We start from the raw sequence: 21,781 nt of genomic DNA, 5'->3' as shown, positions 1-21,781 counted from the left end.
CTGAATAAGCCGCGGCTCAGTTCAGGCCGTCTCTTGCAATGGCCAAACCTCGACGACGCCATGTGCCACCGCGCAGGGCACATGCGAAACCTTTTTGATGGCTTCGTCCAGGTCGGCGGCCTCGATGATGGCGAAACCGGCGACCGGCAAGGCGGAGGACATGAATGGTCCATCGCTGGTTTCGATGCCGCGGGCCTCTGGATTGCGGACCTGCACCGGCGTGCCGGCGATCCCCATCACCGCGCCTTTGGACCGTAGTTTCGCGTCCTCGTCATGGGCGGCGTCCCTGACGGGACGAGGCGTGCGGGCATAGCCGGCCGCATCGCCATATCCGATCGTGATGAACCTGGGCATGGGCTCGTCTCCTCAGTCGAAAGATGCCTCTCACGCTGCCGCCGGCGCGTATCGCAACACCAGGGTCCCGTTCCCCAGCGCCCTGTTCTCCAGCAGCTTCAATTTCCGCAGTTCCCCGCCTTGCTTGAACAGCGGCGTGCCCGCCCCGAGCCGCACCGGCACCACCCCCACGATCATCTCGTCGATCTGGTTCGCTTGCAGGAGCGCGTCGACTAGCTCGGCGCTGCCGAAGATGAAGACGTCCTTGCCCGGCGCCGCCCGCAGCCTGGCGATCTCGCCGGTGATATCGGCCGTCACCCGCGTATTGTTCCAGTCCGAACTCATGATCGTGCGCGAGGCGACGAGCTTGGGCAGGGCATTCATGAAACGCGTGATCTCGTTATCCTCGGCCTTCGTCCAATAGGCCTTCATGCCTTCGTAGGTGACGCGGCCGAAGACGAGGCATTGGGCGCGCTGGCCGAATTCCTTGCTCATCGCCTCCATCTCCTCGCCCCAGCCATACTCGTGCAGCGACAGATCCCACTTCTCCGTGCCCTCGAAAAAACCGTCGAGGCTCATGATGTTCCACATGATCACCTTGGCCATGTCACCCTCCCATGCAGGCGGCGCCCGCGGCGCCGAAACCGGTTGCGAATTGCAAGCAGTTGGCTTCTAGCCAAACCGATTGTAGAATGCAAGCGGTTTTTTGGAGAGGCATATGAAAGAGACCGGCCGTTCGGGCTGCCCGATCAACCTGACGCTCGAAATCCTGGGCGATCGCTGGAGCCTGATCGTCCTGCGCGACATGATGTTCGGCAATCGCCGGCACTTTCGCGAGCTGCTCTCGAAATCCGACGAGGGCATCGCCTCCAACATCCTCGCTGACCGGCTGAAGCGCCTCGTCGAGAATGGGCTGATCTCGCGGCGCGACGACGCCTCCCATAAGCAGAAGGGCATCTACAGCCTGACCGAGATGGGGATCGCGCTGGTGCCGGTCTTCGCGGCGATGGGCGATTGGGGCAGGCGCTTCCTGCCGGTGACCGAGCAAATGTCGATCCGCGCTGAATTGCTCGCCGAAGGCGGGCCGGCGCTGTGGGAGCGCTTCATGGAGGAGCTGCGCTTCCTCCATCTCGGCGCGCCGAAACCGGCTGTCTCGGTGCTCGACGAGCTGACCGAGGCCTATCGCTGCGCGGTCGAGCGCAAGCGCGCGGCCGAGCCGGCTATCGCCTAGAGCATTTCCGCGTTTCTCCGGATCGCGGGAATGCTCTATCTATTTGTTCTGGCTCATTTTTCACGCGAGCCGATCTCGGCTTCGCTCGAAAATGCTCTCTCACTCCGCCGCCAGCCGCGGCGGCGGCAGCGGCCGCGTGATCGCCTTGGCGCTGGCCTCGCCCGGCGTCTCCTCGTCATGGATCGGCACCCAGGTCGATTCGTCCTCGGCCTTGGAGAAGAAGCGGCCGAAGAGCCGGCCGATCAGCCAGCCGAGATCGTCCATCACCGTGTAGAAGGATGGCACGAAGACCAGCGAGAGCACGGTCGAGACGATCAGGCCGCCGATCACGGCGATCGCCATCGGCGCGCGGAACTCGCCGCCATCGCCGACGCCATAGGCCGAGGGCAGCATGCCTGCCGCCATGGCGATGGTGGTCATCACGATCGGCCGCGCCCGCTTGCGGCCGGCCTCGATCAGCGCGGTCTGGCGGTCCTTGCCGCGCCCGACCTCCTCGACCGCGAAATCGACCAGCATAATCGCGTTCTTGGTGACGATGCCCATCAGCATGAGCAGGCCGATATAGACCGGCATCGAGACCGGGTTATGCGTCGCCAACAGCGCGATGACCACGCCGCCGAAGGAGAGCGGCAGCGAAAGCAGGATCGTGATCGGCTGGAAGACCGAGCCGAAGAGCAGGATCAGCACCGCCAGAACCAGCATCAGGCCGGTGGTCATCGCGGTGATGAAGCCCTGCACGACCTCGCCCTGGATCTCGGCGTCGCCCGTCGCGGCGATCCAGACACCATCGGGCAGGCCGACCTCCTTGACGATCTCGTGGAAGCGCTCCTGCGCCGTGCCGAGCTCGAAGCCGCGCTTCAGGTCGGCGCCGATCGTGGCGCGGCGGACGCGATCATAGCGGTCGATCGAGCTCGGCCCCTCGCCGAAGCCGATATTGGCGACGGTGGTGAGCGGGATCGAGACGCCATTGGTATTGGTCACGCGCAGCGCCGCGATATTGCGCATGTCGGCGCGCGCCGCCTCGTCGAGCTGGACGCGGATCGGCACCAGCCGGTCGCCGGCGTTGAACTTGGCGAGATTGGCGCCGATATCGCCGATCGTGGCGATGCGTACCGCGGTCGAGATCGCCTCGGGCGTGACGCCGAGCGTCGCCGCCTGCTCGGGCTTGGGCGTGACACGCAGCTCCGGCCGGCTCAGCGAGCCGGAGGAGGCGACGTTGATATAGCCGTCGACCTTGCGCATCCGCGCCTCGATCCGCGCCACCGCCTCGTCGAGCGCGTCGCCGTCTCGCGAGAGGATCGAGAAGGCCATCTCGCGCTCGCCGCGCTCGTTGACATACCAGGCGCGTACGTCCGGCACGCTGGCCAGCTTCTCGGCAATGACGACCTTCAGGTCCTTCTGCCGCTCGGCGCGCTGGTCCTTCGGCAGGAGCTTGATGGTGATCGCGGCGCGGCGGACCTCGAGCTGGCCGGTTGGCGAGGAGCCGCCGAGTACGAAGACCTGAGTCACCTGCGGGATCGTGTGCAGCGCATCGACGATCTTGTCGGTGGTGACGCGGGTATCGTCGAGCGTCGAGCCGGGCGGCAGCTCGACGGCGGCGACGACACGGGCAGTGTCCTCGTCCGGAATGAAGCCGGTCGGCAGGAGTTGCGTCGCCTGGATCGAGCCGTAGAGGAACATGAAGCCGACGATCAGCGTCAGATAGGCCGTGTTGAACGGCAGCTTGCGCCAGCTCTTCGTGCCGTCGAAGCGCGGCAGGATCGGAATTTTCCGCTTGGCCAGGGTGGCGCGCAGGAACCCGGCATAGGCGCGCATGATGAAGCCGTCCTTGCCGTCATGGTGCTTCACCGGCCGCATCAGATAAGCCGCCATCATCGGCGTGATCAGCCGCGCCACCAGCAACGAGAACAGCACGGCGACGGCGACGGTCAGGCCGAATTGCCGGAAATACTGCCCGGCGACGCCGCCCATGAACGAGACCGGCGCGAAGATCGCGACGATGGTCAAGGTGATGGCGATGACCGCGAGGCCGATCTCGTCCGCCGCCTCCATCGCGGCGCGATAGGGCGATTTGCCCATCTTCATATGGCGGACAATGTTCTCGATCTCGACGATGGCATCATCGACCAGGATGCCCGTCACCAGCGTGATGCCGAGCAGGCTGACCAGGTTGAGCGAGAAGCCCATCAGCTCCATCGCCCAGAAGGTCGGGATCGCCGAGAGCGGCAGCGCGATCGCGGTGATCAAGGTCGCACGCCAGTTGCGCAGGAAGGCGAAGACGACGAGCACGGCGAGCGCCGCGCCCTCGATCAGCGTCTCCATCGCGGCCTTGTAGTTGCCGTGGGTATAGGAGACCGCGTCGTCGATCGGCGCCAGCTTGATGTCGGGATAGCGCTTGTTGAGCTCGTCGATCTTGGCGGCGACGACCTCCTTGACCGAGAGCTCGCTCGAGCCTTTCGAACGGAAGACGGCGAAGGAGACGACCGGCCGCTTGTCGAGCCGGCCGAAGGAGCGCGGCTCCGAATTCGAATCCTCGACGCGGCCGAGCTCCTTCAGGCGCACCTCGCGCCCGCCCGTAAGCGAAATCTTGGTCTCGGCCAGATCGGCGACGGTACGCGCGCCGGCGAGCGTGCGGATCGCCTGCTCCTGACCGCCGACCTCGCCGCGCCCGCCGGCGAGGTCGACATTGGTCGCCAGGATCTGGCGGTTCACCTCGCCTGCCGTGGTGCCGAGCGCGAGCAGCCGGTCGGGATCGAGCGAGACCCTGATCTCGCGATCGACGCCGCCGAAGCGGTCGACGCGGCCGACGCCCTTCAGGCCCTGCAATTCGCGCCGGACGACATCATCGACATGCCAGGAGATCTGCTCCAGCGTCATGCCCGGCGAGGAGGCGCCATAGGTCAGGATCGACTGGCCCTCGACATCGATGCGCTGGATGATCGGCTCGTCGATCGTGCGCGGCAGGTCGGCGCGGACCTTGGCGATCGCGTCCTTGACGTCGTTGACGGCGCGGTCGGTGTTCACCTCGAGCCGGAACTCGATGATGGTCTGCGACTGGCCATCGGTCAGCGTCGACATCACGTGCTTGACGCCCGCGATATTCGCCACCGAATCCTCGATGCGCTTGCTGACCTGGCTTTCCAGCTCGGCCGGCGCGGCGCCGGATTGCGTCACCGTGATCGAGACCAGCGGCACGTCGATATTCGGGAAGCGCGTCACCGGCAGCTTCGAGAAGGAAAGCAGCCCGAGCACGCAGAGCACGACGAAGAGCAGGATCGCAGGAACCGGCTTTCGGATCGACCAGGCGGAGAAATTGACGTTCACGAAGGCGCTCCCGTCAGTTCGTCGCGATCGGGTTGATCACGTCGCCGTCGCGTACGAAGGTTCCGGCGCGGGCGACGACGCTCTCGCCTTCCGTCAGGCCGGAGACGATCTCGGCCCGGCCATCGCCCATCAGCCCGAGCTCGACCTTCTTGGTCGTCACCTTGCCATCCCTGACGCTCTGCACGGTGGCGCCGCCGCGCGAATAGGTGATGGCCGAAAGCGGCAAGGTGACATTGGTCTTGCGCCCGGTCTCGATGACGCCGCGGGCGAAGGAGCCGATCGCGACAGGCGGATTGCCCTTGAGCGCAATGCGCACGCGCCCGAGCCGCGAGGCCTTGTCGACCTCCGGCGAGATCAGCCTGATCTCGCCGTCCAGCGGCCTGTCGGCGCCGGCCGGGGTGACCGCGACCTTCATGCCCGGCTTGAGCGCCGCGAGCTCGACCTCGGCGACATCGGCCTGCAGCTCGATCGCACCGTCGGCGATGATGCGGAACAGCGGTTCGGTCGACGCCATCTGCGCCATCGGCGCCATCGCGCCGAGCCTGGCGTTGCGCTGGCTGACGATGCCGCCCGCCGGAGCCTTGATCTCGGTCCGGGCCAGTCTGACGTCGATATCGCGGCCCTGGGCCTTGGCGAGCGCCAGGTCCGCGGTCGTGATCGCCAGCGCCTGGCGCGCGGAATTGACCCGCGCCCGGGCCGAGCGTGCGGCGGCATCGCGCTGGTCGAAGAGTTCGAGGCTGGCATTGCCACTGTCGCGCAGCGCCTTGGTGCGGTCGAAGGCGTTGTTGGCCTGGACCAGATTGGCTTCCGCCTCGACGATCTGCGCATTGGCCTGGGCGACGGCCGCCTCGGCGCGGGCGATCTGGGCGTCGTTCTGCGCCTTCTGCACATCGAGCGTGACGCGCGAGAGCCTGGCCAGCACCTGGCCGGTGGCGACACGGTCGCCTTCCTCCGCGAGGATCTCGGTGATGGCGAAGCCGTCGACCTCCGGCGTGACCAGGACCTCGTCGCGCGCGATCATCGAGCCGGAGACGACGACGCTCTGGACGATCTCGCCGACCTTGGCCGTCGTGACGGTGACCGAGGGGCCGGCGGCCGGCTCGGCCTTGGCCGGCGCGTTCGCCTGTGCCTGCGCCTGGGCAAGGGCCGGCTCGGCGCCGGCGAGCGCCAGCAGCGACAGCGCGGCGAGGAGGCGGAAGGGACGAGACATGGGTACCGCTTTCGAAGTCGGAACGTAAGAAGACGTCATGACGCCGGCCCGCCATTGGATGGCAGCAGCATCACCTGTGCGAGCGCGCGCATCGCCGCGAACAGCGTGTCGGCCGCGGCCGCGGCGTCGAAATCGGCCTCGATCGCCTTCCGGCAGAAGAAGCCGTCGGCCATCATGAAGATCGCCTGCAGGAAGCGGCCGTCGTCGAGATTGGCCGGCAACTCGCCGCTGGCCTTGGCTCCGGCGACCGCCGCGGCCAGCCCTTCGATGACCGTGCTGTCGATGCCCGCGCACATCCGGGCCATCTCGGGATTGCGCGAGGCCTCGGCCCAGATCTGCAGCGCAATGATCGCCTTCTCGCGCGGCTCGTCGACGAGATGGCGCCGGCCGAGCGCTTCGAGCTGATCCATCAGGCTGCCGCCGGCAGGATCGAGCGCCGCGAAATCGGCCGCGATCAGCGAACGGTCGCGCTCCGCCATGCCGGCGATGATCGCGTCCTTGGAGGAGAAGTAGCGATAGAGGTTGCCTGGGCTCATGCCGGCCTCGGCCGCCACGTCATGCATGGTCGCGACATGGAAGCCGTTGCGCGCGAAGACGCGCTCGGCCGCATCGAGGATGCGGATATGACGCTCCGACAGGCCGCGATCGGCGTCGAAGGCTAAGGTTTGAGGTGGCAGCATCGTCGCCCGAATGAGAATGAACGTTCATTCTCATAGCTCGCACCTGCGAGATTGTCAAAGAGCGAGGGAAATCTTCCCCATTTCGAGCCCTTGGGAGTTTGATTTTCTCCCTCGCGTCATGCGCTGCCTGCGAATTCGCTATGCAGCGCTGGCGCATAAATTGCTTGCTCTGGCCCAAATGGAACCGCATTCTCGAGAGATGGCATGGTCTTGCGCAGATCAATGGCTGATAGGCGCGCGGATTTGCTGCTGAAGCCTGCGATGAACGATCAATCCTTCCGCTTCCCCACCGCCCGCAGGACCCGCCGGCCTGCCATCCCCCGGAAAGCCTCACCCGCTCCGAAGCCGGTGCTGATCATCCTGCACCAGGAGCACTCGACCTCGGGCCGCGTCGGCCGGCTGCTCGCGGCGCGCGGGCACGCGCTTGATGTCCGCAAGCCGCGCTATGGCGATCCGCTGCCGCAGACGATGCGCGAGCATGCCGGGGCAGTCATTTTCGGCGGGCCGATGAGCGCCAACGACCCCGACGATTTCGTCAAGGCGGAGATCGACTGGATCGGGGTGTGCCTGAAGGAAGAGGCGGCCTTTCTCGGCATTTGCCTGGGCGCCCAGATGCTGGCGCGCCATCTCGGCGCCCGGGTCTATACCCATCCCGAGGGCCGGGCCGAGGTCGGCTATTACCCCCTGAGCCTGACCGAAGCCGGGCGCGTCGATGCCGCCAGCACGGGCGCGATCTGGCCGGGCACGGTCTATCAATGGCACCGCGAGGGGTTCGACTGCGCGCCCGGCGCCGAATGCCTCGCGACCGGCGGCGATTTTCCGGTGCAGGCGATCCGCTCAGGACCTAAGGCCTATGGCATCCAGTTCCATCCCGAGGTGACGCCGGCGATGATGTGCCGCTGGTCGGTGCGCGGCCATGAGCGCACGCTGATGCCGGGCGCTCAGCTGCGCCACATGCATCTCGACGGCTGGTACCAGTATGATCCGGCGATCCGCACCTGGCTCGACGGCTTCCTCGACCACTGGCTGAAGCAGCCGGCGGACAGCACAGTCCTGCCAAGCGCAGCCCTGCCAGCGTGAGCCGCACGGCCCTCGTTCTCGGCGCCGGCATGGTCGGCGTCTCCTGTGCGCTCGCCCTGCAGAAGCGTGGGCTCGCTGTGACCCTGGTCGACCGGCGCGAGCCGGGCAGCGAGACGTCCTACGGCAATGCCGGCGTGGTCAGCCGCTCCTCGATCGTCCCGCTCAACAATCCCGACCTGTTCGGCAAGTTGCCCTCCTATCTCGGCAACCGGCATCCGGCGCTGAATCTCGACTGGCGCCGCATCACGGGGAATCCCGCCTGGCTCCTGCGCTTCCTCTGGGAGGGCAGGCAGTCGCAGGCGGCGCAGCGGATCGCGGCGCTCGATTCCCTGACGATCGACACGGTCGCGCGCCACAAGGCGCTGATGGCGGAGGCCGGCATCTCGCATCGCCTGCGCGAGACCGGCACGCTCAAGCTCTGGCGCAGCGTGGCCGGCCATGCCGCGGCGGAAGCCGAGCATCGCCTGCTCGCCGAACATGCCATCGGCTCGCGGGTGCTCGATCGGCAGGGGATTTCGGGGCTCGAGCCCTCGCTCAGGCCGATCTTCCCGGCCGGGCTCTTCATCTCCGCCAATGCTTCGGTCGATTCCCCAGGTGCGGTCACGGCCGCCTATGCGTCGCTTTTCGCAGCACGGGGCGGCACGATCCTGAGGGCCGAAATCGCGGGACTGAGCAAAGCCGGAAGCGGGCGGCCCTGGCAGGCGCAAACGGGCAAAGGGCGAATTCTGGAGGCCGAGATCGCAATCGTCGCGCTCGGGCCGTGGAGCCGCGATCTGCTCGCGCCGCTCGGGATCGATCCGCCTCTCGATGTCGAGCGCGGCTATCACCGCCACCTGAAGGCGCAAGCGGGCGCCAGCCTGTCGCGGCCGCTCTACGATGTCGACGGGGCCTATTTCCTCGCGCCGATGGAGCAGGGCTATCGCGTCACCAGCGGGGTCGACCTCAGCCTGCGCGACGCACCCGACAAGCTCCGCCAGATCGACGCCGTGACGCACAGCGCCAGCGAGGCTTTCCCGTTCGACGGCGTTATCGGCGAGACATGGCGCGGCGCCCGTCCGACCCTGCCGGATTCGCTGCCGATGATCGGCGAGGCGCCGCGCAATCCCGGCCTCTGGCTCGCCTTCGGCAACCAGCATATCGGCTTCTCGACCGGGCCGGTCACGGGGGAGATTTTGGCGGCGCTGGTGGCCGGGGAGAAGCCGCCGGCGGACCCGGAGCCGTTTTCGCCGAGGCGGTATCTCTAGGCCTGCCTCAGGCGGGCGGAGCTGCATCCATCCCGTGAGTGTAGTCTTCATAGACCATGAAGGCGCACGGGTGTTCGCGGAGGCTCTCACTCAGGAGGGGCTTCACCTCCTCCGACCAGGACAGTTTTCCAAGTCCGGCCCCGATTTTCGGCAAGGCTATGGATTCGACTGCTGACGCCTTGGCCCAATTTGCCAACTTCCTCACGGAGCGCCGCAGGAAGGGCAGTGTCGCATGGTACATGTCCGGTTGGGTCGCAAGGTAGATAAAGCCTGGTCCGCCCTCCAATGGCGGATGGACCCAGATGTCGCCGCCATTGAACCGCCCTTGCCGGGCATGGCGCTTGAATGCGGCCTGCACTTCCGGCCATCGGGACGAGATTTTGAAGGCCAGGCCGGTTCCGAGGCCTTCCTGATTTCCCACAGCGACACCTTGCGCGATATACTGCTCGCGGGCCTGGAGAATGTCGCCGGAAACGAAGTGGATCGTCACGTCCCCTCCGAAGCGCCCCGACCTTGTCGCGCGAAGCATGGCGACGAAGCAATCCGGAATCCACAAGCTCGATGCTGGATTGCTTCGCTACGCTCGCAATGACAGGCGTCTCAGACCTGACGGGCCACCATCATCTTCTTGACTTCCGCGATCGCCTTGGCCGGGTTCAGGCCCTTCGGGCAGGCATTCGCGCAGTTCATGATGGTGTGGCAGCGATAGAGCCGGAAGGGGTCCTCGAGATTGTCGAGACGCTCGCCGGTCGCCTCGTCGCGGCTATCGATCAGCCAACGATAGGCCTGCAGCAGCGCGGCCGGACCGAGATAGCGGTCACCGTTCCACCAATAGCTCGGGCAGGAGGTCGAGCAGCAGGCGCAGAGGATGCATTCGTAGAGCCCGTCGAGCTTCTCGCGATCATCCTTGGCCTGACGCCATTCCTTCTCCGGCGCCGGCGTCGTGGTCTTCAGCCAGGGCTCGATCGAGGCATGCTGGGCGTAGAAGCGGGTGAGGTCAGGCACGAGATCCTTGATCACCGGCATATGCGGCAGCGGGTAGATCGCGACCTTGCCCGAACTCTTGCCCTTGCCGCCGCACTCGTCGATGCCGGTCGTGCAGGCGAGCCCGTTCTTGCCGTCCATGTTCATGGCGCAGGAGCCGCAGATGCCCTCGCGGCAGGAGCGCCGGAAGGTCAGCGTCGGGTCGACCTTGTTCTTGATCCAGATCAGCGCGTCCAGCACCATCGGGCCGCAATCGTCGCGATTGACATAATAGGTGTCGGTGCGCGGATTGGCGCCGGTATCCGGATCCCAGCGATAAATCTTGAACTCGGTGAGCTTGTGCGAGCCGGCCGGCTTCGGCCAGGTCTTGCCCTCGGTCAGGCGGGAGTTCTGCGGGAGCGTGAATTCAGCCATGGGACCTCGCCGAGGGCTCGGTGGACGGGGCCTTTCGGCCCAAGAATGTCAGGGATTGCAAGCGACCATGCCCGGTCATGGTGTCTTCCATGACCCCGAGCGGGGCGATGCCGTGGGCTTGCATCAGCGCGAACATCATCGTTCCCGGCCTGGCGATTGGAACCGTCGCATGAAGCCTGGAATCAAACACTGGTCAACGCAGCTCCAGCTGGTTGCTTCCAGGTCGTCTTCATGATCGCCGAACCGGGCATCGAAGCTCTCAATACACCCGCGCCTTCGGCTTGATGTACTCGATGTCGTTCGACATCGTGTAGGTGTGCACCGGCCGGTCGTCGAGCGTGACCGTGCGCTTGGAATCGTCGATCCAGGCGAGCGTGTGCTTCATCCAGTCCTTGTCGTCCCGGTCCGGATAATCCTCGCGGGCATGCGCGCCGCGGCTCTCCGGGCGCTGCAGCGCCGAATCCATCGTCACCACCGCCTGGGTGATCAGGTTCTCGAATTCGAGCGTCTCGATCAGGTCCGAGTTCCAGATCAGCGAGCGGTCGGTCGTCCCGATATCCTGGATGCCGGCCCAGACCTCGTGGATCTGCTTGTGGCCTTCTTCCAGCGTCTCGCCGGTGCGGTAGACGGCGCAGTTGTCCTGCATCGTCCGCTGCATCTTGTCGCGCAGCACCGCCGTCGGCGTGCCGCCGGAAGCGTTGCGGTAACGCTCGAGGCGGGTGAGCGAGAGATCGGCGGAATTGGCCGGCAGCTCGGCCTGCTTCTCGCCCGGCGTCACGATCTCGGCGCAGCGCAGGCCCGCGGCCCGGCCGAAGACGACGAGGTCGATCAGCGAGTTGGAGCCGAGGCGGTTGGCGCCATGGACGGAGACGCAGGCCGCCTCGCCGATCGCCATCAGCCCGGGCACCACCGCGTCGGGATTGCCGTCGACCTTGGTCAGAACCTCGCCGTGGAAGTTCGTCGGGATGCCGCCCATGTTGTAATGCACGGTCGGGATCACCGGGATCGGCTCGCGGGTGACGTCGACGCCGGCGAAGATCTTGGCGCTCTCCGAGATGCCGGGCAGGCGCTCGTGCAGGATCTTCGGGTCGAGATGGTCGAGATGCAGGTAGATGTGGTCCTTGTTCTTGCCGACGCCGCGGCCGGCCCGGATCTCCATCGTCATCGAGCGTGAGACGACGTCGCGCGAGGCGAGATCCTTGGCCGAGGGGGCGTAGCGCTCCATGAAGCGCTCGCCCTCGGAATTGGTCAGGTAGCCGCCCTCGCCGCGCGCACCCTCGGTGATCAGGCAGCCGGAGCCGTAGATGCCGGTCGGGTGGAACTGCACGAACTCCATGTCCTGCAGCGGCAGGCCGGCGCGCAGCACCATGCCGCCGCCGTCGCCGGTGCAGGTATGGGCCGAGGTCGCCGAGAAATAGGAGCGCCCGTAACCGCCCGTCGCCAGGATGGTCATTTGCGAGCGGAAACGGTGCAGCGTGCCGTCATCGAGCTTGAGCGCGATCACGCCGCGGCACTTGCCATCCTCGTCCATGATCAGGTCGATGGCGAAATACTCGATGAAGAACTCGGTATTGTAGCGCAGCGCCTGGCCGTAGAGCGTGTGCAGCATGGCGTGGCCGGTGCGGTCGGCCGCCGCGCAGGTGCGCTGAGCCGCCGGGCCGTTGCCGAATTCGGTGGTCATGCCGCCGAATGGGCGCTGGTAGATCTTGCCGTCCTCGGTGCGCGAGAAGGGCACGCCCCAGTGCTCGAGCTCGTAGACGGCCGCCGGTGCGTTGCGCACGAGATATTCGATCGCGTCCTGGTCACCGAGCCAGTCCGACCCCTTGACGGTGTCGTACATGTGCCACTGCCAGGTGTCCTTGCCCATATTGCCGAGCGAGGCGGCGACGCCGCCTTGGGCGGCGACCGTGTGCGAGCGCGTCGGGAACACTTTCGAGATACAGGCGGTCTTCAGCCCGGCCTGCGAGCAGCCGACCGTGGCGCGGAGCCCGGCGCCGCCAGCGCCGACGACCACGACGTCGAAGGTGTGGTCGGTGATCTGGTAGGCCTGGCCGGTATAAGCCGGCACCGGGCGGGAGCGGGTGATCGCCATGGGATCAGCCTCCGAACGAGAGTTTCAGGAGCGCGAAGGCGCAGGCCGCGCCGATCGCGATCGCGAAGAAGGTATTGCCGATCACGGCGGCGATCTTGAGACCCTCGTCATGGACGTAGTCCTCGATGATCACCTGCATGCCGAGCCGCATATGGATCGCTCCGGAGAGCACGAAGAGCAGCATCAGGATCGCGACCAGCGGATTCGACAGGGTCGCGACGGCGGCCGCATAGGGCTTGCCGATCAGGGAGATCACCAGGCCAAGGAAGATGATGGCCAGTATGAGGTTGGAGACGGCGGTGACGCGCTGCAGCCAGAAATGGCCGGTGCCGGATTTCGCCGAACCCAGGCCGCGGACGCGGCCGAGCGGGGTGCGCATGGAGGAGTTGGACAGCATGACAGAAACTCCTCAGCCGGCCGCCAGCACGATGATCCAGAGCAGGATCGTCAGCCCGCCGGAGACGAAGACGCTGTATTTCGCCAGTTTCATGCGGGTTTCGGGATCGTAGCCCCGGCCCGTATCCCAGACGAAATGGCGCAGGCCGCCGACCATGTGGTGCAGCAGCACGAAAGAATATCCGAAGAGCACGAGCCGGCCGAGGATCGAGCCGGCGATCGCCTGCGCGGTCTCATAGGCCGCGGGGCCGGAGGCAGCAGCGATCAGCCAGGCGGCGATCAGCACGGTGCCGGCATAGAGCGCCGAGCCGGTGGCGCGATGGGCGATCGACATCGCCATGGTCCAGGACCAGCGGTAGATCTGCAGATGCGGCGAAAGCGGGCGTGCCGCCGGTTTGACCTCGGCCAAGTTGAGCTCCCGATCTGCAGGCCCGGGCAGAGGGCCCTGTCCCATTTGGGACGGTTCTAGAGTGATTGGCTCTCTAGCGAAACTGGCCTCGTGCTGCAACGCGGCATGCTCCAGGCGCAGTTACAGGATACAGATTTTGTAATTTGTAACTCACTTCTGGCGATATGGCATGGTCCGGCCGGAAGGCCAGTGCGCGGTGCCGATCTCAGCGCGGCAACAGCGCCCAATAATCGAAATCGAGGATCACGCCATCGGCATAGCCGTCACCCAGGCGCAGCGGGAACTCGCCGCAGGGCCGGTTCTTGGTCGCGACCAGCCTCAGCCTGAGCGCGCCGACATCCTGCCGGCCCGGAAGCTCGGCCGCCTCCAGCACTTCGCTCCAGGCAAAAACCGTATCGCCCGCAAAGAGCGGCGCGACATGCCGGCCGCCATTGATTGCGGCAATATGGAAGGCGTTGCCGAGCCCGTTGAAGGAGAGCGCCCGCGCCAGGCTGATGACATGGCCGCCATAGATCAGGCGCTTGCCGAAGCGGGTCTCGCGCGCGGCATAGGCATCGAAATGGATTTTGGCGGTGTTCTGGTAGAGTCTCGTCGCGAGCTGATGCTCGGCCTCCTCGACCGTGACCCCGTCGACATGGTCGATACGTTCGCCGACCGTGTAGTCGCCCCAGCGGAAGGATGAGCCGGCCAGGCCGTCGTCATAGGCGGCGAGATCGAGCGGCGGGCAGCTCTCGCCGAGTTGCTCCGGCAGCACGCTCTTCGGCAGCTCCGGCACCTGCTCTGCATGGGCCGGCGAGCCGGGCCGGCGCTTGCGCACCAAAACCCAGCGCGCATAGCTCAGGACGATCTCGCCATCCTGGTTGCGGCCGATCGAACGGACATAGACGATGCCGGCATCGCCGGCCGAGGTCTGCTTCAGGCCGATGACCTCGGAGGTCGTGACCAGCGTATCGCCCGGATAGACCGGCCGCAGGAAGCGGCCATCGGCATAGCCGAGATTGGCGACGGCGTTGAGCGAGACATCCGGCACGGTCTTGCCGAAGACGATATGGAAGACCAGGAGATCGTCGACCGGCGCGGCCGGGTAGCCCACCGCCTGCGCAAAGGCATCGGAGGACTGCACGGCGAAGCGCGTGCCGTAGAGCGCCGTATAAAGCGGCCCATCGCCGGCGCGGACGGTGCGCGGCGTCGCGTGCACGATGGTCTCGCCGAGCTTGAAATCTTCGAAGAAACGGCCGGTGCTGGTCTTGGACGCGATCTCGGACATGGGGACGCTCATTCGGGCCAGTCGGAATGCGATTGTGCGTTGGCGAAGTGCGGGGCGTCCAGTCTTCTCAGCGTCGACGATAGGGGGTGGAGCCGGGGCGGCGGCTCATGGGCTGCATGTCGGCGTCGCCGCGCGGCGCATTGCCCTGCTGTTCGCCTGCGATTACTGAGACAGCATGAAATTCCTCGACCAGTCCAAGATCTATGTGAAGGCGGGTGACGGCGGCGCCGGCTGCGTCTCGTTCCGCCGCGAAAAATTCATCGAGTTCGGCGGGCCCAATGGCGGCGATGGCGGGCGCGGCGGCGATATCGTCGTCGAATGCGTGCAGGGGCTGAACACGCTGATCGATTTCCGCTTCCAGCAGCACTTCAAGGCCAAGATCGGCGAGCACGGCATGGGCAAGGACCGGCACGGCGCCAATGGCCCGCCGCTGGTGCTGAAGGTGCCGCCGGGCACGCAGATCTTCGATGCCGACGACGAGGGCGAGACGCTGATCGCGGATCTCACCGAACCGGGCCAGCGCTTCGTGCTGTGCAAGGGCGGCAATGGCGGCTTCGGCAATGCCTATTTCAAGACCGCGACCAACCAGGCGCCGCGCCATGCCAATCCCGGCCTGCCGGGCGAGGAGCGCTGGGTCTGGCTGCGTCTGAAGCTGATCGCCGATGCCGGGCTGGTCGGCCTGCCCAATGCCGGCAAGTCGACCTTCCTGGCGACCGTGACCGCGGCCAAGCCGAAGATCGCCGATTATCCGTTCACGACGCTGCATCCCGGGCTCGGCGTGGTCCGGGTCGACGGGCGCGAGATGGTGCTCGCCGATATTCCCGGGCTGATCGAGGGCGCGCATGAGGGCCATGGCCTCGGCGACCGTTTCCTCGGCCATGTCGAGCGCTGCCGCGTGCTGCTGCATCTGGTCGAGGGCACCAGTGAGCATGCCGGCAAGGCCTACAAGACCGTGCGCCAGGAACTCGCCGCCTATGGCGAGGGGCTCGACGAGAAGCCGGAGATCGTGGCGCTGTCGAAGGCCGATGCGCTCAGCCCCGAGCTGCTGAAGGAACAGGTCGCGCGGCTGAAGCGGGCCGCCAAGCGCGCGCCGATCGTGCTGTCCTCGGCTTCGGGCGAGGGTGTAGACGCCGCCCTGCGCGCGCTCTTCGCCATTGTCGAGGAGGCGCGGGCGGAAGAGGCGAGGGACGAGGCCCCGACGGTGGAAAGCGGCTGGCGCCCATGATTCAGGGGGTGTGAACGGCCGTTCTCGGCGCTGTATAGAAAGCCTTGCACGGTCTCGCGCGAAACGCTCTTAGAGCATGTTCCGCAAAAGTGGCACGCACTTTTGCGATAAGAACATGCTCAAGATATCGATCTTGCGCGAATTCTTATCGCTCGGCTGATTCCAGCCGGACGGAAAGCGCGCTCGCCGCGCCGCAGTCAAAGGGATGGATACTCTCGTGAAGCCTACGATTACGTCACTTACTGTCCTTTTCGCCCTGGCCCTCGGCGCGCCGGCTTTCGCACAGGCGCAGCGGCCCGCCGCAAACGCTCAGGCGTCGCAAGCCGGGCCCGGCAGCGTCTCCCAGCCCGATAATACGACGGCGAGCTATGGCGACTGGACCTATCGCTGCCAGCAGGGCGTCGGCACACGGGTCTGCGAGATGGTGCAGACGCTGGTGACCAACCAGGGCCAGCGCGCGCCGGTCGCACTGATCGCGATCGGCCGGCCGAGCCGCAACGAGCCCTACAAGCTGGTGATCCAGGTCGCGCCGAACGTGACACTCGGCAACAATGCCGGCGTGCGCGCCGCGCTGGGCGAGAAGGACGAGGGCACGCTCGCCCCGTTCCAGCGTTGCCTGCCCGGCGGCTGCTTCGGCGAGGTCAACCTGACCGAGGATCTGCTGAAGCGCTGGCGCGCCTATAGCGAGGCCGGCCAGCTGCGCTATCTCGATGCGGCCGGCCGCCCGGTGGCGCTGCCCTTCTCGTTCCGCGGTTTTGCCGCCGCGGCGGATGCGCTGGCACGCGAGCCCTGATCTCGGCGGTCTCAGGCGGAGGGGCCTTCAGAGCCCTTCCGAGTAGGACGGGCCTTCGGCGAATTGCAGCCGGTGCAGGCGGGCATAGGTGCCGTCATGCGCGAGCAGCGCGTCATGGCTGCCGGTCTCGACGATCCTGCCCTCCTCGAGCACGACGATGAGGTCGGCCTCGCGCACGGTTGAGAGCCGGTGGGCGATCACCAGCGTCGTGCGGTTCTTCATCAGCCGCGCCAGGGCCTGCTGGACAAGGCGCTCGGACTCGGTGTCGAGCGCGCTCGTCGCCTCGTCGAGCAGGAGGATCGGCGCGTCCTTGAGGATGGCGCGGGCAATCGCGATGCGCTGGCGCTCGCCGCCCGAGAGTTTCGAGCCGCGCTCGCCGACCTGTGAATCATAGCCTTCCGGCATCGCCATGATGAAATCATGGGCGGCGGCGCCCTTGGCTGCCGCGACGATCTCGTCCTCGCTCGCGCCGGGCCGGCCGAAGGCGATATTGGCGCGCACCGTGTCGTCGAAGAGCACGACATCCTGGCTGACGACGCCGACCTGGGCGCGCAGGCTCGCCAGCGTGACGTCGCGCAGGTCCTGGCCATCGATCTCGATGCGCCCATCGGTCGGATCGTAGAGGCGTGGCACCAGGGCGAGCAGGGTCGACTTGCCGGAGCCGGAGCGGCCGACCAGCGCCGTCATCTTGCCGCCCTGTGCGACGAGATCGATGCCTTCGAGCGCGCGGGCCTCGTCGCGATAGCGAAAGCGGAGATGGCGGAAGGCGACCTCGCCATTGCGGATTTCGAGGGGCCTGGCGTCGGGCCGCTCGGTGATCAGCGGCTTCTCGTCGATCAGCGCGTAATAGCGCTTCAGCGAGGCGCCGGCCTCCTGGACGATGGCGTTGAGATTGCCGAGCGAGCGCATCGGCTGCGCCGCCAGCAGCAGCGCCGAGACATAGCCGGTGAAATCGCCGACCGTCGAACTGCCGGAGGTGATGCGCACCCCGATCGCGGCCAGCACGCCCGCGACCGCGATGCCGCCCGCGACCTCGAGCAGCGGGTCGAGCCGGCCGCGGGCATTGGCCGCCTTCATCTTCAGCGTGCGGATGGTCTCGAACGCCTGGGCGGCGCGGGACTTGAGATAGGGCTCGAGCGAATCGGTCTTGGCGACGCGGGCGCCCTGCAGGCTCTCGGTGACGAGCCCGGCCATGATGCCCGTCTGCTCCTGCTGCGACAGCGCCATGCGGCGCAGCTTCTTGCCGATGCGGCCGATCGGCCGGGCGACGATCGGCGCGATCAGCAGCACGACCAGCGTCATCTGCCAGTCGATCCAGAGCATGGCGCCGACCAGCGCGATCGCCGTCACCACATCGCGCACGGCGATGTTGATGATCCGGGTCAGCGCTTCCTTGACGAAGGTGAAATCTGTGGTGAAGCGCTGGGTGAGGGAAGCCGGGTTCTCGCGCTGGAGCTGGGCGAGATCGGCATCGATCAGATGCGCGTAGAGCGCGGTCTGCATGTCGGCCTCGATCCGGCTGACGACGCTGTTGGTCATCACCGTCTGCGCCAGCAGCGAGAAGCCCTTAATCGCGGTGACGATGACCACGACGATCGCGACGGCATTGACCACGCCGATCTCGATGTCGATCGACTTGGAGACCAGCCGCTCGGCACGGCGGACGAAACCGGTCGATTCCGCCGTCAGCGGGTCGGCGAAGGCGTCGAAGGCCGCCTTGATCAGGATCGGATAGAAGCTCGTCGTCGCCGCGATGACGATGACGAGGCCGAGGATCATCGCCATTTGCGGGAGGTAGGCGCTGATGCGTTCGCGCCAGACGCGGGCGAAGAGCGCGAGGGTGTCGTCAGTGACGCGGCCGAGCTTCATGGCGCGCGGCCTACCATGGCGGCTCGGTTTATGCCACTGGCGTGGCCGCGAGGCTGGTTGCCGCATCCCGGTCTTGCTTGCGACACGATGCTGACGTCCGATAGCCGCAACTGATTCACCAGAATATGAGCGCCCATGTCATTATCGCCGCCGGCGCAGCCGGGACAAAGCTTCGCCGAGATCGACACCCCCGCCCTCATCCTCGATCTCGATGCCTTCGAGCGGAACCTCGTCGCCATGGCGGCCTTCACCCAGGCCCATGGCGTCAGGCTGCGGCCGCATGCCAAAACGCATAAGAGCCCGCAGATCGCGCTGCTGCAGATCGCCCATGGCGCGGTCGGGCAATGCTGCCAGAAGGTTTCGGAAGCCGAGGTCCTGGTGAATGGCGGCGTCGGCGACGTGCTGGTGACGAACGAGATCGTCGGCCCGGGCAAGCTCGACCGGCTGGCCAAGCTCGCGCGCAGCGCCAAGATCGGGCTCTGCGTCGACCACCCGGAGGGCGTGCGCGAGGCGGCCGAGGCCGCGGCCCGCCATGATGTCGTCCTCGATATCCTGGTCGAACTCGATGTCGGCGGTCGGCGCTGCGGGGTGGCGCCGGGCGAGGCGGTCAGGATCGCCGAGACGGTGGCACGCAGCAACACGCTGCGTTTCGCCGGCCTGCAGGCCTATCACGGTGCGGCCCAGCACATGCGTTCGATCGACGAGCGTCGCGAGGCGATCGAGCGCGCCGGTCTGCTCGCCCGCAACACGGCGGAGCGGCTGGCGCAGGCCGGGTTGAGCTGCGAGGTGATCAGCGGCGCCGGCACCGGCACGCATGAGATCGAGAGCCAGTCGGGCATCTGGAACGAGATCCAGGCCGGCTCCTACATCTTCATGGACGCCGATTACGCCCGTAACCGCCAGGCCGACGGCACGCCGTTCAGGACCTTCGAGCACGCGCTCTTCATCGTGACCGGCGTGATGAGCAAGACGGTTCCCGACCGCGCCGTGGTCGATGCCGGCCACAAGGCGGCGGCGGTCGATTCCGGCCTGCCGACACCATGGCAGCGCGAGGGCGTCGTCTACACGAAGCCCTCCGACGAGCATGGCGTGCTGACGGGCGACCCGGTCGCGCTGCCGCATCGCGGCGACAAGGTGCTGCTGGTTCCCGGCCATTGCGACCCGACGGTGAACCTGCACGACTGGTATGTCTGCGTGCGCGGACTGCACGGCCCGGACGCCCATGTCGAGGCGGTCTGGCCGGTGGCGGGGCGCGGCGCCCTGACCTGAGGCATGATCTTCGCGGGGCTCGCGCTCTATCTCGCGACCCCGCTCGACCGGACGACGCGTAGCCTCGGCCTGCTCCGGGGAAGCGTCACGCTCTGCTCGCGCGGCATCCGTCATCGCAATCAGACCTTGAGAGGGCAGTGCGACCCCTCATCCGTCTCGGCTTCGCCGAGCCACCTTCTCCCGCATCGAAGTCGACTGCTGCCGACTTCGACACTCGGGATTGCCGATCTCGGGCAAGCCCGAGATCGGTGGGAGAAGGGCAGCAGGCCTAACGATTGAGCCGCACCGCCCCGCTCATCGCCAGATCATAGCCGCCCAGTTCACGCGCCCGCGCCGCCATTGCTTCGCCGCGCATCCAGGCGAGCAGCTTTTGCGGGCCGGGCTCGAAATAGGTCCGCCGCCGCATCACCAGATCGACATGCTCCCAGACCAGCGGCAGGAAGGCGAGGCCGAAGGCGGTCGCGATGGCGCGCGAGGCGATGCCGCAATCGGCGCGGCCGGTGCGGATGGCGAGCGCCAGATCCTGGCCGGTGGCCGAGATGCTGTCGGACACCACCATCGCGCTCGGCGGGATCTCGGCGCGGGCGATCAGGCTGAGCAGCAGCAACTGCGCGCCAGCGCCCTGCTGGCGGCGGGCGAAACGGGCGCGCTTCTCGATGGCCGAGGCAATGCCGGAGAGACCGAGCGGGTTGTCGGGCTGGACGAGGAGCCCCTGCTCGCGCCTGGCGAAAGCGATCACCACCGCATCATGCAGCGCGACCGAACTGCGGATCGCGACGATATTGGCCGCATCATCGTCCGGCGTGGCATGGAGATGGACCGCGGCGATGGCGACCTCGTTGCGCAGCAACCGGTCGAGCCCGGCCTGCGACCCTTCTGCCAGCAGCGCATAGCCGCAGCCGGATTCGCGCACCGCGATCTCCAGCAGCGAATCCTGGCTGCCACCGACGATCGGCGGCGGATCGATCGCCCGCAGGCCCTCGGGGCGGCTGAGCCCGGCCTCGAGCCAGCGGTCGAGCGCGGCGCGCGGGAAAAGCCATTTGCCGCTGACCTTGGTGCAGGGCACGGCGCCATGCGCCACCAATTCATAGAGCTTGCGCTCCTTCAGCCGGAGATAGGCGGCCGCCTCTTCGGTCGTGAGGTAGATGTGTTCCTGCACAGTTCTGCGAATTCCTGCGCTCGTTCCCAGATTAGCTTTTTGTCGCATTGAATTCTAGAAATCACAAGTGTTTGCAATGCCCTGCACGGGGATGCGCGGGTGGATTTCGGAGCGATCTTTCAGGCGGCCTTCGCGCTGATGGTGGGGTTGGACCCGACCTTCCTGGCGATCGTCTCGCTGTCGCTGCGGGTGACGCTGACCGCCGTGTTCATCGCGGCGCTGATCGGCCTGCCGCTTGGAGCCGCGCTGGCGCTCTCGCGCTTTCCCGGGCGCCCGGCCGTGATCGTCTGCCTCAATGCGATGATGGGCCTGCCACCGGTTGTCGCGGGGCTGGTCGTCTTCCTGCTGCTGTCGCGCTCCGGTCCGCTCGGCCCGCTTGGCCTGCTGTTCACGCCGACGGCAATGATCGTCGCGCAGGTCATTCTCGTCGTGCCGATCGTGATCGCGCTCACCAGGCAGATCGTCGAGGATCTCTGGGCGGAATATCGCGACCACCTCCGCTCGGTCGGGCTGGAGGGCCTTCGCGCCATCCCAACCCTGCTCTGGGACGGGCGCTTCGCGCTGGCGACGGCGCTGCTCGCCGGTTTCGGCCGGGCGAGCGCCGAGGTCGGGGCAGTGCTGGTCGTCGGCGGCAATATCGCCGGCTACACGCGCACGATGACCACGGCGATCACGCTGGAGACCTCGAAAGGTGACCTGGCGCTGGCGCTTGGGCTCGGCCTGGTGCTGATCGTGCTGACGCTGATGATCAACGCCGTCGCCTTCGGCGCGAGCCGCGTCGGCGCGCGCTATGCCGGGTGAG

The 21,781-nt window shown here is 66.8% G+C and carries 20 protein-coding genes; 7 read left to right on the top strand and 13 right to left on the bottom strand.

Going from position 1 to position 21,781, the window contains the following annotated elements; translation table 11 throughout:
• Positions 1-21: 21 nt before the first annotated feature.
• Positions 22-354 (bottom strand): YciI family protein, encoded by a 333-nt coding sequence (locus EV560_RS12830; protein WP_131856114.1) that lies wholly within the window; start codon positions 352-354, stop codon positions 22-24.
• A 30-nt stretch (positions 355-384) separates the two neighbouring features.
• A complete protein-coding gene (locus EV560_RS12825; protein WP_131856113.1) occupies positions 385-939 on the bottom strand; it encodes a dihydrofolate reductase family protein in 555 nt (184 codons plus the stop codon).
• A 112-nt stretch (positions 940-1,051) separates the two neighbouring features.
• Between EV560_RS12825 and EV560_RS12820 the strand changes: the two genes are divergently transcribed.
• Positions 1,052-1,564, top strand: coding sequence for a winged helix-turn-helix transcriptional regulator (locus tag EV560_RS12820; RefSeq protein ID WP_131856112.1), 513 nt, complete (start codon positions 1,052-1,054; stop codon positions 1,562-1,564).
• Between the two features lie 99 nt (positions 1,565-1,663).
• Here EV560_RS12820 and EV560_RS12815 read toward each other — a convergent pair whose 3' ends face one another.
• Genes EV560_RS12815 through EV560_RS12805 form a run of 3 tightly spaced genes read right to left on the bottom strand, consistent with a single transcriptional unit; the run spans position 1,664 to position 6,778 of the window.
• Positions 1,664-4,888: an efflux RND transporter permease subunit gene (locus tag EV560_RS12815; RefSeq protein ID WP_131856111.1), complete on the bottom strand. Its 3,225-nt coding sequence runs from the start codon at positions 4,886-4,888 to the stop codon at positions 1,664-1,666.
• 13 nt (positions 4,889-4,901) lie between these two features.
• The gene (locus EV560_RS12810) at positions 4,902-6,098 is read right to left on the bottom strand and encodes an efflux RND transporter periplasmic adaptor subunit (RefSeq protein WP_131856110.1); all 1,197 of its coding nucleotides are present in this window, start codon (positions 6,096-6,098) and stop codon (positions 4,902-4,904) included.
• A gap of 35 nt (positions 6,099-6,133) precedes the next feature.
• Positions 6,134-6,778 carry a TetR/AcrR family transcriptional regulator gene (locus EV560_RS12805; RefSeq protein ID WP_131856109.1) on the bottom strand — a complete coding sequence of 215 codons (645 nt, stop codon included), beginning with the start codon at positions 6,776-6,778 and terminating at the stop codon, positions 6,134-6,136.
• A gap of 261 nt (positions 6,779-7,039) precedes the next feature.
• Between EV560_RS12805 and EV560_RS12800 the strand changes: the two genes are divergently transcribed.
• Together EV560_RS12800 and EV560_RS12795 are read left to right on the top strand one after the other, a co-directional pair.
• Positions 7,040-7,858, top strand: a complete 819-nt coding sequence (locus tag EV560_RS12800; protein WP_131856108.1) for a glutamine amidotransferase — start codon at positions 7,040-7,042, stop codon at positions 7,856-7,858.
• Positions 7,855-9,102: an NAD(P)/FAD-dependent oxidoreductase gene (locus EV560_RS12795; protein ID WP_248312018.1), complete on the top strand. Its 1,248-nt coding sequence runs from the start codon at positions 7,855-7,857 to the stop codon at positions 9,100-9,102. Before EV560_RS12800 ends, EV560_RS12795 begins: the two co-directional genes overlap by 4 nt.
• A 7-nt stretch (positions 9,103-9,109) precedes the next feature.
• Here EV560_RS12795 and EV560_RS12790 read toward each other — a convergent pair whose 3' ends face one another.
• From EV560_RS12790 to EV560_RS12765, 6 genes are all read right to left on the bottom strand, one after another.
• Entirely contained in the window at positions 9,110-9,592 is a 483-nt protein-coding gene (locus EV560_RS12790; protein WP_131856107.1) for a macro domain-containing protein, read from the bottom strand.
• Between the two features lie 110 nt (positions 9,593-9,702).
• Positions 9,703-10,500, bottom strand: a complete 798-nt coding sequence (locus tag EV560_RS12785) for a succinate dehydrogenase iron-sulfur subunit (RefSeq protein ID WP_131856106.1) — start codon at positions 10,498-10,500, stop codon at positions 9,703-9,705.
• Between the two features lie 259 nt (positions 10,501-10,759).
• Positions 10,760-12,592: a succinate dehydrogenase flavoprotein subunit gene (gene sdhA, locus EV560_RS12780; RefSeq protein WP_131856105.1), complete on the bottom strand. Its 1,833-nt coding sequence runs from the start codon at positions 12,590-12,592 to the stop codon at positions 10,760-10,762.
• Positions 12,593-12,596: 4 nt separating this feature from the next.
• Complete coding sequence (gene sdhD / locus EV560_RS12775) at positions 12,597-12,989, bottom strand: succinate dehydrogenase, hydrophobic membrane anchor protein (RefSeq protein ID WP_248312017.1); 393 nt, start codon at positions 12,987-12,989, stop codon at positions 12,597-12,599.
• A gap of 12 nt (positions 12,990-13,001) precedes the next feature.
• Entirely contained in the window at positions 13,002-13,397 is a 396-nt protein-coding gene (gene sdhC / locus EV560_RS12770) for a succinate dehydrogenase, cytochrome b556 subunit (RefSeq protein WP_248312016.1), read from the bottom strand.
• 205 nt (positions 13,398-13,602) lie between these two features.
• Positions 13,603-14,664: a MaoC family dehydratase gene (locus EV560_RS12765; protein WP_131856103.1), complete on the bottom strand. Its 1,062-nt coding sequence runs from the start codon at positions 14,662-14,664 to the stop codon at positions 13,603-13,605.
• Positions 14,665-14,839: 175 nt separating this feature from the next.
• Between EV560_RS12765 and obgE the strand changes: the two genes are divergently transcribed.
• Entirely contained in the window at positions 14,840-15,889 is a 1,050-nt protein-coding gene (gene obgE, locus EV560_RS12760; RefSeq protein WP_131856102.1) for a GTPase ObgE, read from the top strand.
• A 217-nt stretch (positions 15,890-16,106) separates the two neighbouring features.
• A complete protein-coding gene (locus EV560_RS12755) occupies positions 16,107-16,682 on the top strand; it encodes an invasion associated locus B family protein (RefSeq protein WP_165923437.1) in 576 nt (191 codons plus the stop codon).
• A gap of 27 nt (positions 16,683-16,709) precedes the next feature.
• On the opposite strand, the gene EV560_RS12750 is transcribed toward EV560_RS12755, so the two are convergent.
• Positions 16,710-18,551: an ABC transporter ATP-binding protein gene (locus EV560_RS12750; protein WP_131856100.1), complete on the bottom strand. Its 1,842-nt coding sequence runs from the start codon at positions 18,549-18,551 to the stop codon at positions 16,710-16,712.
• 135 nt (positions 18,552-18,686) lie between these two features.
• Here EV560_RS12750 and EV560_RS12745 point away from each other — a divergent pair, with 135 nt between their 5' ends.
• Positions 18,687-19,820, top strand: a complete 1,134-nt coding sequence (locus EV560_RS12745) for a DSD1 family PLP-dependent enzyme (RefSeq protein WP_131856099.1) — start codon at positions 18,687-18,689, stop codon at positions 19,818-19,820.
• Positions 19,821-20,088: 268 nt separating this feature from the next.
• Here the strand turns inward: EV560_RS12745 and EV560_RS12740 are convergent, their stop codons facing one another.
• On the bottom strand, positions 20,089-20,979 hold the full coding sequence (locus EV560_RS12740; protein WP_248312015.1) for a helix-turn-helix transcriptional regulator: 891 nt from the start codon (positions 20,977-20,979) through the stop codon (positions 20,089-20,091).
• 138 nt (positions 20,980-21,117) lie between these two features.
• On the opposite strand from EV560_RS12740, the gene EV560_RS12735 reads away from it, so the two are divergent.
• Positions 21,118-21,780, top strand: coding sequence for an ABC transporter permease (locus EV560_RS12735; RefSeq protein ID WP_131856236.1), 663 nt, complete (start codon positions 21,118-21,120; stop codon positions 21,778-21,780).
• Position 21,781: the final 1 nt, after the last annotated feature.

Source organism: Allobosea sp. BK604 (assembly GCF_004341515.1).
In the GTDB taxonomy this organism is placed as follows: Bacteria; Pseudomonadota; Alphaproteobacteria; order Rhizobiales; family Beijerinckiaceae; genus Allobosea.
Note: the sequence above shows the minus strand (reverse complement) of the source record. Positions and strands in the feature narration are given on the sequence as shown.

Excerpts from the sequence above, each read along its gene's own strand:
- EV560_RS12810 (WP_131856110.1), bottom strand. The coding sequence starts at position 6,098 with ATGTCTCGTCCCTTCCGCCTCCTCGCCGCGCTGTCGCTGCTGGCGCTC.
- obgE (WP_131856102.1), top strand. The coding sequence starts at position 14,840 with ATGAAATTCCTCGACCAGTCCAAGATCTATGTGAAGGCGGGTGACGGC.
- EV560_RS12800 (WP_131856108.1), top strand. The coding sequence starts at position 7,040 with ATGAACGATCAATCCTTCCGCTTCCCCACCGCCCGCAGGACCCGCCGG.
- EV560_RS12825 (WP_131856113.1), bottom strand. The coding sequence starts at position 939 with ATGGCCAAGGTGATCATGTGGAACATCATGAGCCTCGACGGTTTTTTC.
- sdhA (WP_131856105.1), bottom strand. The coding sequence starts at position 12,592 with ATGGCGATCACCCGCTCCCGCCCGGTGCCGGCTTATACCGGCCAGGCC.
- EV560_RS12745 (WP_131856099.1), top strand. The coding sequence starts at position 18,687 with ATGTCATTATCGCCGCCGGCGCAGCCGGGACAAAGCTTCGCCGAGATC.
- sdhD (WP_248312017.1), bottom strand. The coding sequence starts at position 12,989 with ATGCTGTCCAACTCCTCCATGCGCACCCCGCTCGGCCGCGTCCGCGGC.
- EV560_RS12785 (WP_131856106.1), bottom strand. The coding sequence starts at position 10,500 with ATGGCTGAATTCACGCTCCCGCAGAACTCCCGCCTGACCGAGGGCAAG.
- EV560_RS12750 (WP_131856100.1), bottom strand. The coding sequence starts at position 18,551 with ATGAAGCTCGGCCGCGTCACTGACGACACCCTCGCGCTCTTCGCCCGC.
- EV560_RS12820 (WP_131856112.1), top strand. The coding sequence starts at position 1,052 with ATGAAAGAGACCGGCCGTTCGGGCTGCCCGATCAACCTGACGCTCGAA.
- EV560_RS12735 (WP_131856236.1), top strand. The coding sequence starts at position 21,118 with ATGGTGGGGTTGGACCCGACCTTCCTGGCGATCGTCTCGCTGTCGCTG.
- EV560_RS12765 (WP_131856103.1), bottom strand. The coding sequence starts at position 14,664 with ATGTCCGAGATCGCGTCCAAGACCAGCACCGGCCGTTTCTTCGAAGAT.
- EV560_RS12830 (WP_131856114.1), bottom strand. The coding sequence starts at position 354 with ATGCCCAGGTTCATCACGATCGGATATGGCGATGCGGCCGGCTATGCC.
- EV560_RS12805 (WP_131856109.1), bottom strand. The coding sequence starts at position 6,778 with ATGCTGCCACCTCAAACCTTAGCCTTCGACGCCGATCGCGGCCTGTCG.